At 40.1% G+C, this 14,073-nt stretch carries 9 protein-coding genes and 1 other annotated feature; all 9 genes read right to left on the bottom strand.

Annotated features, from left to right (window positions below):
- Nucleotides 1-142: 142 nt before the first annotated feature.
- The 9 genes from leuC to MKY60_RS05075 all read right to left on the bottom strand — a co-directional run bounded on the left by leuC (nt 143) and on the right by MKY60_RS05075 (nt 14,001).
- Nucleotides 143-1,558, bottom strand: coding sequence for a 3-isopropylmalate dehydratase large subunit (leuC, locus tag MKY60_RS05115; protein ID WP_340928956.1), 1,416 nt, complete (start codon nt 1,556-1,558; stop codon nt 143-145).
- Between the two features lie 19 nt (nt 1,559-1,577).
- Nucleotides 1,578-2,678, bottom strand: coding sequence for a 3-isopropylmalate dehydrogenase (leuB, locus tag MKY60_RS05110; RefSeq protein WP_340928954.1), 1,101 nt, complete (start codon nt 2,676-2,678; stop codon nt 1,578-1,580).
- 212 nt (nt 2,679-2,890) lie between these two features.
- Complete coding sequence (locus MKY60_RS05105; RefSeq protein ID WP_340928952.1) at nt 2,891-4,432, bottom strand: 2-isopropylmalate synthase; 1,542 nt, start codon at nt 4,430-4,432, stop codon at nt 2,891-2,893.
- Nucleotides 4,419-5,450 carry a ketol-acid reductoisomerase gene (gene ilvC, locus MKY60_RS05100; RefSeq protein WP_269920480.1) on the bottom strand — a complete coding sequence of 344 codons (1,032 nt, stop codon included), beginning with the start codon at nt 5,448-5,450 and terminating at the stop codon, nt 4,419-4,421. Before ilvC ends, MKY60_RS05105 begins: the two co-directional genes overlap by 14 nt.
- Before the next feature lie 144 nt (nt 5,451-5,594).
- Complete coding sequence (ilvN, locus tag MKY60_RS05095; RefSeq protein WP_090563328.1) at nt 5,595-6,110, bottom strand: acetolactate synthase small subunit; 516 nt, start codon at nt 6,108-6,110, stop codon at nt 5,595-5,597.
- A complete protein-coding gene (ilvB, locus tag MKY60_RS05090) occupies nt 6,107-7,861 on the bottom strand; it encodes an acetolactate synthase large subunit (RefSeq protein WP_445677982.1) in 1,755 nt (584 codons plus the stop codon). The genes ilvN and ilvB overlap by 4 nt, the downstream gene beginning before the upstream one ends.
- 131 nt (nt 7,862-7,992) lie before the next feature.
- Nucleotides 7,993-8,244, bottom strand: a binding site (T-box leader).
- A 114-nt stretch (nt 8,245-8,358) separates the two neighbouring features.
- Entirely contained in the window at nt 8,359-10,026 is a 1,668-nt protein-coding gene (ilvD, locus tag MKY60_RS05085; RefSeq protein ID WP_090563332.1) for a dihydroxy-acid dehydratase, read from the bottom strand.
- A gap of 1,546 nt (nt 10,027-11,572) precedes the next feature.
- On the bottom strand, nt 11,573-12,004 hold the full coding sequence (locus MKY60_RS05080) for a hypothetical protein (RefSeq protein ID WP_340928949.1): 432 nt from the start codon (nt 12,002-12,004) through the stop codon (nt 11,573-11,575).
- A gap of 314 nt (nt 12,005-12,318) precedes the next feature.
- Entirely contained in the window at nt 12,319-14,001 is a 1,683-nt protein-coding gene (locus MKY60_RS05075; protein ID WP_340928947.1) for a methyl-accepting chemotaxis protein, read from the bottom strand.
- Nucleotides 14,002-14,073: the final 72 nt, after the last annotated feature.

The following is a 14,073-nucleotide window of genomic DNA, read 5'->3' as shown; positions in this document are numbered from 1 at the left end:
ACGCAGGCCCCACCTTGATCAATTTACTCCTTTAAAAAATCTGTGACATCCGCCGGAGACTTAAGCCAGCAGGGTGTTGGTCACACAGGCGTTGCTGCAGGACGCGGCGATTTTAGCCAGAGTTCCTTTAATACAGTAAGGGTTAAACCCCTGCTGTATTAAGTTGAAATTTGCGAATGTCTACAATATGTCCTTCGATTGCTGCTGCTGCTGCCATTGCTGGACTCATCAGGTGCGTTCTGGAACCAGCTCCTTGACGACCTTCAAAGTTGCGGTTGGATGTAGAGGCGCAGTGTTCCCCTGCTGGCACGACATCTTCATTCATCGCAAGGCACATACTGCAGCCCGACTCACGCCATTCGAATCCTGCATCAAGGAATACTTGATCGATCCCTTCTTGCTCTGCTTGTTTTTTTACCGTTTGGGATCCCGGAACGACAATGGCTGTTACGTTTGGATGCACTTTACGACCAGCAATTACGTTGGCTGCTGTACGAAGATCACTTAAACGTGCATTTGTACAGGACCCGATAAATACATTCGAAATAGCTATATCCTCTAGAGGCATTCCCTGTTCTAGACCCATGTAAGCTAGTGCTTTTTCATGTGCTTGTTGATCACTTGTCTCCATGAAATCAGATGTGAACGGAATATTTTGCGATACACCAGAACCCATAGAAGGATTTGTACCCCATGTTACAAATGGTTCAATCTCATCTGTAGAAATTTCTACAGTTTTATCGTAAATAGCACCCTCATCAGTCGCTAAAGCTAACCAACGAGCAGCTTCTTTCTCAAATGCTTCACCTGAAGGAACATGCTCACGACCTCTAAGGAATTCAACCGTTGTCTCATCCGGGCTAATCAATCCAGCTCGTGCTCCTGCTTCAATGGACATATTACAAATGGTCATGCGCTCTTCCATTGATAGCTTACGAATCGCTTCACCAGTATATTCCACGATGTAACCTGTTCCCATATCAATTCCAAACTTTGAAATAATCGCTAAAATAATATCTTTTGCAGCAACACCATACCCAAGGTCACCCGTTACTTTAATTTGCATCGTTTTTGGTTTAGCCTGCCATAGTGTCTGAGTAGAAAGAACATGCTCTACTTCACTAGTACCTATACCAAAAGCAATTGCCCCGAATGCACCATGTGTAGATGTATGACTGTCTCCACAAACAATTGTTTTACCAGGCTGTGTTAAACCAAGCTCTGGTCCAATAATGTGCACAATCCCTTGGTCAGGATGATCCATATTGGCAAGTGGAACCCCAAATTCTTCACAGTTTTGTTGAAGAGTAGTGATTTGTTTACGAGCGATAACGTCTTTGATCTGTTCTCTATTCCGAGTAGGTACGTTATGATCCATTGTTGCATAGCATAGATCTGGCCGACGAACCTTACGTTTATTTAGTCGTAACCCTTCAAAAGCCTGCGGAGATGTCACCTCATGGAGTAAGTGTAAATCGATATAGAGAAGGTCTGGTTTACCTTCTTCCTCATACACAATATGTTCATCCCAAATTTTCTCAATAATCGTTTTTACCATTTAGTTCCACTCCTTTTGGTTAGACATAAGAAAACATAATACTATCTGATACAAATTCTGAGTCTAATTCTTCTATAACCTTTAAGGTCCATTCCGTTGTAGACAGCACTCGTTTCCCTTTTATTTGAAGGTCACTTGTGAAATTACCGTCATTCAATACATTAAATACCGCCTCTTCAATAGCCGCTGCTTCCGTTTCCATTTGGAATGCTTCACGTAGCATCATTGCAGTTGAAAGAATTGTTGCTGCTGGGTTTGCTTTATTTTGCCCCGCAATATCAGGCGCAGAGCCATGGACTGGTTCATATAAACCAAATCCATCCTCACTCGTACTTGCTGACGGTAACATGCCTAAGGAACCGGTGATTACGGAAGCCTCATCACTTAAAATATCACCAAACATATTTTCCGTAACAATTACGTCAAATGAATCTGGCTTCGTGATCAACTTCATCGCAGTTGAGTCCACAAGCATATGCTCTACTTCTACATCAGGATAGCCTTGTTTTTTCTCTTCGACGATTTCACGCCATAATTTACTAGAATCTAATACATTTGCTTTATCTACAGATGCAAGCTTGCCACGACGGCTCCTTGCTAATTGGAAAGCAGTATCCACAATTCGTTCAATTTCACTGCGTGTATAAACTAAAGTGTCGACTGCGTAATCATTAGTTTTCTTACGTGGCTCTGCAAAATATAAACCACCTGTCAATTCACGTACAATTACTAAATCTACCGCCTCTGCCACTTCCTTTTTAAGAGGAGAGGCTTCAAGTAATGCGGGAATCGCTTTTACAGGACGAATATTCGCATACAATCCAAAATGCTTCCGAATAGCTAGCAGTCCTTTTTCCGGGCGTAAATGAGATGGATTTTGATCCCACTTTGGCCCACCTACTGCGCCTAAAAGGATGGCATCACTTTTACTGCATACGTTTATCGTTTCTTGTGGTAGGGGATTTTCACAAGCATCAATTGCTGCCCCACCGATCAATCCGTATTGCAAGTTAAACGTATGGTTAAAACGTTTTGCAATTGCATGAAGCACCTTTACTGCTGCTTCTGTCACTTCTGGACCGATTCCATCTCCCGGTAATACCGTTATCGTTTTTTCCATCCCATTCACTCCCATTTTTAGATTTAAGTCAAATTCATATGAAAACACGAATATCTATGTGATCTTATCCAATTAGCTTAAGGATTTCGTTGATTGTAGCGCAAGGCGGCGACTCCAGCGGGAACAGCGCGAGCTGAAAGCACCGCAGGAACGCAGTGACGAGGAGATTGAAGCCGTGCCCGCGGAAAGCGTCCGCCTGGAGCGGGTATCAACTATTGTCCTACCGCGGCTTGCTCTTTTATTTGAACGTTTACTAATTGACGATTAATAGCATTGATGTATGCTCTAGCAGATGCTTTCAATACATCCTGAGAAGCATTTCGACCAGTTGTCGTTAAGCCGTTATATGTTAAATTAACAACTGCCTCTCCAAGTGCATCCCGCCCTTTGGAGACAGAAGATACACGATAGTCTAAAATACGAACCTCGCCTTTGACAAGTTTTTCAAGTGTATTGAAAATAGCTTCCACCGCACCTGATCCTGCACAAGTTTCCATTACACTTTCACCAGACGGAACTTTTACTGTAATCGTAGAGGTTGGAACATTGTTCTCATATTGAATGATGAGTTCCTCTAATTCATACACTTCCACTTCTCCACTTTTCACCTGCTGGTCTGTCAATAAAACAAATAAATCTTCCTCACTTATTTCTTTTTTACGATCAGCTAATTTCTTAAATGCTACAAATGCTGCATTTAGCTTCTCTTCACTTAATTGGAAGCCCATTTCCACTGCTCTGCTAAAGAATGCGTGACGTCCTGAGTGTTTTCCAAGCACAAGCTCAGTTGCCACATCCCCAATCAAATCTGGTGTAATAATTTCATACGTTTCCGGATTTTTAAGCATGCCATCTTGGTGAATACCAGATTCATGGGCAAATGCATTTTTTCCGACAACCGCTTTATTTGGTTGAATAACAACACCTGTCAGCTGGCTAACTAGCTGACTAGTACGTTTCGTTTCTTTCAATAAAATCCCGGAATCGGCTTGGTAATAATTATTGCGGATATGTAATGCAACAGCTACTTCCTCCAGTGCCGCATTACCCGCACGTTCACCGATACCGTTAATAGTACCTTCTACTTGAGTCGCCCCATTTTCAATAGCTGCTAAAGTATTGGCAACAGCCATTCCTAAATCATCATGACAATGAGCGGATAATTTCACTTTTTCGATACCTGTTACGTTTTCACTTAAGTATTTGAATAAAGCACCGTATTCAATAGGAGTTGCAAAGCCTACTGTATCTGGAATATTAATCGTTGTTGCGCCTGCTTTAATCACTTCATTCATAATCCGTACAAGGAAATCCTTGTCTGAGCGGGTTGCATCCTCTGCCGACCATTGTACAAGTGGAAAATATTTTTTCGCTAGCTTCACAGATTCAACAGCAATCTCAATTACTTGCTCAGGTGTTTTATTTAGCTTATATTGCATATGGATTGGGGAAGTTGCGATAAATGTATGCAGATGTGGTTGCACGCCACCTTTTAGCGCTTCCCAGGATGTCTCGATATCACTCTTAATCGAACGTGCCAAACCAGTAACAACTGAATTTTTCACTGTATCCGCAATTAGTTTAACTGCTTCGAAGTCTCCAGGTGATGAAGCAGGAAACCCTGCTTCAATAATGGAAACACCGTACTTTTCAAGCTGACGAGCAATTTCTAACTTTTCTTTTGTATTTAGATTAATACCAGCTGATTGTTCGCCATCACGTAGAGTTGTGTCAAAGAATTCAATTTTGCGCACTGGTCACCACTTCTTTCTTGACTTTTTTTCCTTCATTGATGAAAGGCATCATTTCGCGAAGTTTTGCTCCAACCACTTCGATTTGGTGCTCAGATTCTGCTTGTTTAATAGCATTATATTTTGGACGATCTGTTTCGTTTTCTTTAATCCATTCTCTTGCAAAAGTACCGTCTTGAATGTCTGTTAGGACGTCCTTCATACGATCTTTTACGGATGAGTCGATGATGCGTGGACCTGAGACGAAATCTCCCCACTCCGCAGTGTCTGAAATAGAAGAACGCATTGTAGCCATTCCTCCTTCATACATTAGGTCAACGATAAGTTTTAGTTCGTGTAATGTTTCAAAGTAAGCAAGCTCTGGTTGGTAACCTGCTTCTACCAATGTTTCGAAACCAGCTTTTACGATAGCTGTTGTACTACCACAAAGTACTGCTTGCTCTCCAAATAGATCTGTCTCTGTTTCTTCTTTGAATGTTGTTTCTAAAACGCCTGCACGAGCAGCTCCGATGCCTTTAGCATAGGCAAGTGCTAGGTCTTTTGCCACTCCAGTTGCATCTTGATAAACTGCGAATAATCCAGGTACTCCTGCTCCTGCTTCGAATGTTCTACGTACTAGATGACCAGGACCTTTTGGTGCTACTAAGAATACATCCACATCTGATGGAGGAACGATTTGACCGAAATGTACGTTGAAGCCATGGGCGAATACTAGTGTTTTGCCAGCTTTTAATGAAGGTTGAATTTCAGCTTCATAGACAGCTTTTTGTCTTTCATCTGGTAATAAAATCATGATAACATCCGCTTTTTCAGCCGCTTCTTTTACGGAATATACTTCTAAACCATCCTCTTTTGCTTGATCGAATGATTTACCTTCACGAATACCTACAACTACATCAAATCCTGAATCCTTTAAGTTTTGTGCGTGTGCATGACCTTGTGATCCGTACCCAATGATTGCGATTTTTTTGTCCTGTAAAAGTCCTTCGTTGATATCTCCGTTATAATACATTTTAGCCATTGTTATTTCCTCCTCGAATTTGGGTTTTTTATATTATTTTGACTCATTAATCACATCTGCTGATTTACGCGGTCTGTGAGCCCTCTCACTGGAGTCTCCGCCTATAAAGTTTCTAAATACCAAAACTAAAATATTCCAAAGTCATTATTTTAAAATAGATAACTGTGGTGCATTTACTTTTTGTGTCTCTCGAACAAAAGCAGTTACGCCTGTTCTTGTCAGCTCTTTTATGCCATAAGGCTTTAACAAATCAATAAATGCATCAATTTTCTCAGGGCTACCTGTGACTTGGAATGTGACAACATTTTTTCCAGTATCAATAATAGAAGCTCGGAAAGGTTCAATGATACTATTAATCTCTGCTCTTACAGCTGGTGGCGATACGACTTTCAAGAGTGCCAACTCTCTTACAACAATTTGTTTTTCTGTAATATCATTCACTTTTAGCACATCTACTTGTTTTTGCAGCTGTTTTAATAGTTGTTCAAGCTTTTGTTCGTCCTCCACATTTACGACAAATGTCATTTTGGATATTTCAGGATTTTCTGTATGCCCAACAGTGATGCTTTCTATGTTGAACTGCCGCTTCATGAGTAGACCTGTAACACGATTGAGAACTCCGCTTTGATTGATCACGGTTACTGTTATGATTCGTTTCATTCTGGCTTCACTCCAATCATTTCATGTAACCCTTTACCTGGAGCAACCATTGGATAGACACTTTCTTTTTGTACTACTCGACAATCAATTAATACTGGCTCATCGGATTCTAGCGCTTCTTTTAATAGCACCTTCGCATCTTCAAACTTTTCAATTTTATAACCTTTAATATCATAGGCCTCCGCTAACTTCACGAAATCTGGTTGAACCGGAATAAGTGATTGCGAAAATCTTTCCCCATGGAATGTCTCTTGCCATTGGCGAACCATTCCAAGAGCTTGGTTGTTTAAAATAATAACTTTTACTGGAATTCTTAGCTCCTGTAAAAGTGATAGCTCCTGTAACGTCATTTGAAAACCTGCATCACCAACGATTGAAACTACTTTCGCGTTCGGTTTAGCTAGCTGTGCTCCAATTGCTGCTGGGAAACCAAAACCCATTGTTCCAAGTCCACCAGATGTTACCCAGTTATGCGGCTGAGTGAATTTATAGTACTGCGCTGTCCACATTTGATGTTGCCCAACGTCTGTTGTGACAACAGCATCTCCGTTTGTATACTCATGGACTAGCTCTAAAACTTGCTGTGGAAGTAATCCACGTTCCTCACTCGCTTGATAATGAAATGGGTATTGCTCTTTGGAAATATTCAAGCTTTCTAGCCATGCCGCTGTGTTCCCGTTCGGTGAACCTTGCGCAAGTAATGCTTCTAAAGCTTCTTTTGCATCCGCTACGATTGGAATTTCTGTAGGAACATTTTTACCGATTTCCGCTGGATCTATGTCTATATGAACTACTTTTGCGTTTGGTGCAAAGTAGTTTAAATTTCCTGTTAGACGGTCATCGAATCTTGCACCAACATTTATGAGTAAATCACAGGTTTGGATTGCCATATTCGCTGTATACGTTCCATGCATTCCCGCCATTCCTAGGAAAAGTGAATGATTTCCTTCGATACCACCTAACCCTAAAAGCGTGTTCGTTATCGGTATTTGATATTTTTCTGCAAATACAGCTAGTTCATCGGTTGCTTTTGCGAATAATACGCCTGCACCCGCAAGAATTAACGGCTGCTTTGCAGTAGAAATAGCTTGCGCTGCTTTTTGAATTTGTAAAAAATTTGGTTTTGTCGTTGGCTGGTATCCTGGAAGATTCACTTCCTGTGAGTTTTCCTCCGGCGTTACGAACAAACTCGTAGCCATATTCTTAGGTATATCTACGACAACTGGTCCTGGACGACCTGTAGAAGCAATATGAAAAGCTTCGTTAATGATTCTTGGAAAATCTGCTACATCTTTAACTTGGTAATTATGTTTGGTAATAGGCTGTGTTATACCGATAATATCTGCCTCTTGGAAAGCATCTGTACCAATCACGGTTGTAGCAACCTGCCCTGTAAACACAACCAGTGGAATTGAATCCATCATCGCATCGGCAATACCAGTTACTAAATTCGTTGCACCAGGTCCAGAAGTGGCAATCACTACTCCAACTTTTCCTGAAACTCTTGCATACCCTTCTGCTGCATGAATAGCTCCCTGTTCATGTCTGGCAAGAATGTGCTTAATCGGATTTTTGTACAATGCATCATAAATAGGTAAAACCGCTCCACCTGGATAACCGAATATTACTTCTACCTGATGTTTCTTTAACGTTTCAATAAAAATATCCGCACCATTCAATTGTCTAGGAGCCTTTGTGGTTATCGGCTCATCATAAACTTGCTCAGCTTCCTCAACGGTCAACTTCATCATTAATTCCTCCTTTTTATCAAATCGTCCAGTTTACTTAGAAAAGCTTTTCGACTTTGCGCTTTAAATTGCTGAAGTCTAATTTATAAAAAAGAAAAGAATTTCACCCCACACAAATAAACCTTCGTTTTTTGTATAGGGATGAAATTCTTTTCATGGTACCACCCTAGTTCGTAGCGCAACCGCTACCTCGCAGATAGCAGACAAACGCCCACCATCCATTTATAACGAGAGTAGCTAAACTACACCCGGAAGTATCTATTAGGTTTCCCATTCAACACTTCACTCCGAGGGGATGTCGCTAAAGGTTGTACTGTCGGTTCCCACCACACCGACTCTCTGTAAATACAAGATTCCTTTAACTTTTGCCTCATCAATGATTTAAATATTAGATTTAATCAAATTCGCCTTAGCTTATTTGCGTTCTCGAATAAGTTCGATAAAAATTCTTTAATGCAGAACTAAATTAATTCATCAAACCAATTATTTGCTTAACTAAATTAGATTTTCATTACTCCACCAGTGCTTGCTGATGTTACTAATTTTGAATATCTTGCTAAATAACCTTTTTTAATCTTTGGTTCAAATGGTTGTAAGTTTGCTTGTCTGGTAGCTAATTCCACATCGCTAACTTTCAAATCTATTGTTCTATTTGTTAAATCAATAGCGATCACATCATCATTTTGCACTAAAGCAATCGGACCCCCATCTGCAGCTTCAGGAGAAATATGTCCAATGGAAATTCCTCGAGATGCTCCGGAAAAACGACCGTCTGTTATAAGTGCTACCTGAGTTCCTAATCCACGTCCTTGAATGGCGGAGGTCGGAGCAAGCATTTCTGGCATCCCTGGTCCACCTTTTGGACCTTCATAGCGGATAACCACTACATGACCTGCCTGAACGATACCGTCATCAATAGCTTCTTGTGCAGCTTCCTGTGAATCAAATACAATTGCTTTACCAGTAAACTCTTTAATAGAAGGGTCCACTGCACCTACTTTAATAACTCCGCCTTCAGGAGCGATATTTCCGAATAATACGGATAAGCCACCTACAGGACTATATGGATTTTCTTTTCGGCGTATGACTTGATCATTCGTAATTTCTGCTTCTTTCACATTTTCATAGAGTGACTTACCAGTAATCGTTAGCCGATCTGGATGAACCGCTCCAGGAATTTCGCAAAGCTCTTTTATAATGGCACTAACCCCTCCTGCAAGATGAACATCATGCATGGAGTAATCAGATGCAGGCATAATTTTCGATAAATAAGGAATACGCTTAGCAACTTCATTGATCTCTCTCACGTCGTATTCGATTTCAGCTTCGTGTGCAATTGCTAATGTGTGGAGGACAGTGTTTGTTGAACCTCCCATTGCCATATCGAGTGCAAATGCATCATCGATTGTTTCTTTTGTTATCAAATCTCTTGGTTTTACATCTTCTTTAACCATACGTACAAGATGATGTGCCGCCTCTTTTATGAGGCGATGACGTTCATCCGATGTTGCAATAATTGTTCCATTACCCGGTGGTGTCATTCCTAACATTTCCATTAAAGAGTTCATGGAGTTAGCTGTGAACATCCCTGAACATGAACCACATGTTGGACATGCATTTTGTTCAATATCAAGTAGTTGTTCCGCTGTCATGCCACCAGATTTATAAGACCCTACCCCTTCAAACACAGATGTGAGTGAAAGTTGTTTCCCATCAGCTGAAGTACCAGCTTCCATCGGACCACCTGAAACAAATACAGATGGGACATTCGTTCTTACCGCTGCCATAAGCATTCCCGGCGTAATTTTGTCACAATTTGGAATGTAGAACACTCCGTCGAACCAGTGCGCATTAATCACTGTTTCAGCAGAATCTGCAATAAGCTCACGGCTCGGAAGTGAATATCTCATCCCTATGTGACCCATTGCAATCCCATCGTCTACACCAATCGTGTTGAACTCAAATGGAATTCCTCCAGCTTCCCGAATTGCTTCTTTCACGACCTCTGCAAATTTGTTTAAATGCATATGTCCTGGAATAATATCAATATAGGAGTTACAAACACCGATAAACGGTTTATCTAAATCTTTCGTCTTGACCCCAGTAGCGTAAAGTAAGCTTCTATGTGGGGCGCGATCGACGCCTTTTTTTATCATGTCACTTCTCAATTCAATCGCTCCTATACTTTCCGCTTATGTAGCGTTTAGCTTTGCAGCTCTGAATATTAATTCATTGTGAATTTTCTCACAATATTTAATATATTGTTGATATCATATCGCCTTTGAAATGCCGCGTCAACACCCTTTTTTATAATTGTCAGTTATTTTTGAATATTCTTTTTGTTTGTAATCGCTTACATCTGCGATATATCGCATTTCGCAAGAATGAAAAATAATTGTGAACTTTTTTTTAAAATGACGGGAGTATGGAAGATTTTGTTGTTGTCGATGAGCGTGGACAGATGAATTTTATTTTGGGAATTGATATTATATCTGTAGATGGCGAATCGCAAGTTGAATGAGGTAAATCGCAAATCAAACGGGCAAATCGCAAGTTTGGCTTTGTGAATCGCAAATTGCGAGAGGATTTACGGGCAGCGGTTGGAGAATCGCAAGTTGTATGGAGTAAATCGCAAAACAGACGTGGCAAATCGCAAGTTCGGCTCTGAGAATCGCAAATTGCGAGAGGGTTTAGGGACTGCGGACGGAGAATCGCAAGTTGTATCGGGTAAAACGCAAATCAAACAGGGCAAACCGCAAGTTCGGCTTTGCGAATCGCAAATTGCGAGAGGATTTAGGGAATGCGGACGGAGAATCGCAAGTTGTATGGAGTAAATCGCAAATCAATTGGGGCAAACCGCAAGTTCGGCTTTGTGAATCGCAAATTGCGAGAGGATTTAGGACTGCGGAAAGTGAATCGCAAGTTGTATGGGGTAAATCGCAAATTAAACAGGGTAAATCGCAAGTTCGGCTTTGTGAATCGCAAGTTGCGAGAGGATTTACGGACTGCGGACGGAGAATCGCAAGTTGTATGGAGTAAATCGCAAATCAATTGGGGCAAATCACAAGTTTGGCTTTGAGAATCGCAAATTGCGAGAGGGTTTAGGGACTGCGGACGGAGAATCGCAAGTTGTATGCAGTAAATCGCAAATCAATTGGGGCAAACCGCAAGATCAGCTTTGGGAATCGCAATTTGCGAGAGGGTTTAGGGACTGCGGACGGAGAATCGCAAGTTGTATTGGGTAAATCGCAAATCAAACGGGGCAAATCGCAAGTTCGGCTCTGCGAATCTCAAGTTAATAAAAAAACCTTTCTCAACAAAGAGAAAGGTTCAGACTGTAGAGAAACTCAATTTTTGGTGCATAGAGTTGTATACTAAAATCGGCAAGGGCCACCACTTCGCTTTCCGTGGGCTTGGCTTCAGCCTCCTCGTCACTGCGAAAACATATGCTCCTGCGGTTACTCGTCGCAAAGACATTGGTCAAACAAAGTTCGACCAATGTCCTTCCTGCGGGGTCTTCTGCTCAAGCTGTTCCCACAGGAGTCTTCGTGGTCGTCCTTGCCTTATAAACAACTCCTTAAAGGTTTCCACTATATATACTTTTATTTAGATAAAGCAACTTCTTTAAAGATATTTATTATTACTCATAGCAGTTTATAAAAATACTTTTGTCGTCAAGCTAAACCTTTCTCAACAAAGAGAAAGGTTTTTCCGTTACCATAAATTAGGTTTTGCAACCATGAACCATAGCATGATTAGTAATAATAAAATATATTTCCACACGTTAGAGTTTAATTTTTTTATGAGTGTATCAAGATCAATCGTTCCTGCTTGGAATTCACGAATATTAGGCTTAAATGCTTTAGCCAGAAATAATATGGAACTTGCCATAACTAGAATTGTCATAATCACCCATGATGTCGTCCACGGCCAATTTCCCCGCCAAACAAGGAGAATGCCTGAACCAACAAGCACATGACCAGCGTGTTTCACTAGACGAATCGCCGCTTGAAACACCTCTAATGATGTATCTAACATTTCTTTATTTTTACCTTTCATCCTATTTAATAAAGGAAATAGAACAAAAAATGGTCCAATTGATAAAACTGCACTAATCACATGTATGAATATAATAAATGTATACATTTCTAAACAACTCCCTACTGCAAGTATACTTTATTTTCATCGAATCTTTTGTGACGAGTTCAAGAATATTAAAAGATAATTTAGACATAAATAGGGGTGCTCCCTAGTTTTAATATATATTCGATATGGTGTTCCCTAACAATTTGTGATTATCTTTTGTGTAAATTTGCAGGGATATTTTTGCGCAATGTTTTCATTTTGGCACAACGATTTATGCCATTTACTCAACATATAAAGCCCTTCTCGCAACATTCCCCTTCCTTTATGCAAAAAACGACACCTATTGCTAGTACAAATAGGTGTCGTTTCTTGTTTTATATTCTAAAATGACTTACTTCATTTTGTAGTTTTTCTGCTAAATCTGCTAAAGATTGTGCACTTGAAGAAATTTCTTCGTTTGCTGCTAGTTGTTGTTCGGTTGCAGCGCTTGTGTCGCTTGCTCCGTCCGCAGCGTGTGTTGCTAGTGTTTGAACTTGTTGGACACTGTCTGTTACGGAACTTGCTATTTCTGAAATGTGACTTATTGCCATTGTAACGGATTCTACTTTTTGGACTACATCATCTACACTTGCTTCAATTTGTTGGAAGACATTTAATGATTCTGTTGTTTTCGTTATGCCTTCTTCAACTTTTTCTCCCCCAGTAGTAATTGCTTTTACTGCGGAGCCAGAAGCTGATTGGATTAGCTGTACCATTGATGCTATTTCAGAAGCAGAGTTTTTGGATTGCTCTGCTAATTTACGTACTTCTTCTGCAACTACTGCAAAGCCTTTTCCGTATTCTCCAGCACGAGCTGCTTCAATTGCTGCATTTAATGCAAGTAGATTCGTTTGATCAGAAATGTCTGTTATAAGCGATGTAATATTTTGAATCTCGTTGGAATGTTTCGCCATGTTTTTCATGATTTCTGTAGTTTCATTGAAAGTCTCATGAATGGTATTCATTTGGCTAGCAACATTTGTAACTACAGAAGATCCTTGTGTTACTAGTGATCGTACACCATCGGTTGCTTTTAACATGTCACCATTACTAGAAGCAATTTGGGAAACCCCTTCTTGTAAGTCTGTCATGGAGTGCATAGAGGCATTCATTTGCCCAACTTGTTCTTCACTTGCGACCATTTGCGCTTCGGCAGATTTTGCAACCATTTGGGAGGAAGCTAGACTTTCTTCAGAGCTCGCTGATAGTTCTTCCGCATTTGCTGCTAGCTGCATCGACGAATCGCGGACACCAGATACAATTCGTTGTAGATCATTCGACATTTTATTGAACTTTGATGCCATCTCGCCTACTTCATCTCTATTCTTAATAACAATAGGCTCAATCGTTAAATTACCTTCTGCTATTTCCGCGAGACCGTTTGTTACTTTCTTAATAGGTCTAGCTATACTTCTACTGATGAAGTGAGATACAAGGATTCCAATTACAACACTAAGAATAGTAAGTAATAATGTAATAATATTTGACATTGTCACATATGTATCCAATTCTTCTCTTGTTTGACTCGCACTTTTTTCCTCAATTGTTTTTAATTCAACTAATGCTTCACTAATTTCTAGGTTAAGCTGAGTAGATTGAGATGCTGCCTTTTGATACATACCGTTGACCTTTTTCAGCTCAATCATTTCAGTATTTGCTTCATATAACTGTTTGGATTGATCCTGTAACTTTTCTACTATTTCTATTGCAGCTTTATTATTAAGATCTTTAGATAAAGAAGTTATAATCTCCATAACTTGTTTATAATCGGCTTCTAGTTTCTCTACAGACGAAAGCTTACTGAACATTAGATACTCTAACACTGATGTGGACATTTCCTTTTGAATTACTTCCACTTTCTCGACTAGAGACACACGTTCCATTTCTTCATCGATTAGTGAATCATATCTAGTCGACACATCATTTGTTGTCCACATAGACATGACACTCGCTATTATTAATAAAACCAATACTGCTGAAAATCCACCCCATAATTTCTTAGAAATTGTTAGCTTCATATTATCCCCTTTTCTTCTAATAACAATTTATATTTTTTATTAGCGATAAAAGACTCTAAATCCAACTGACGA

The sequence above is a fragment of the Psychrobacillus sp. FSL K6-1415 genome, from assembly GCF_038003185.1.
Lineage (GTDB): Bacteria > Bacillota > Bacilli > Bacillales_A > Planococcaceae > Psychrobacillus > Psychrobacillus psychrodurans.
The sequence above is the reverse complement of the archived record's forward strand: the minus strand, read 5'-3'. Positions and strand labels throughout refer to the sequence as shown.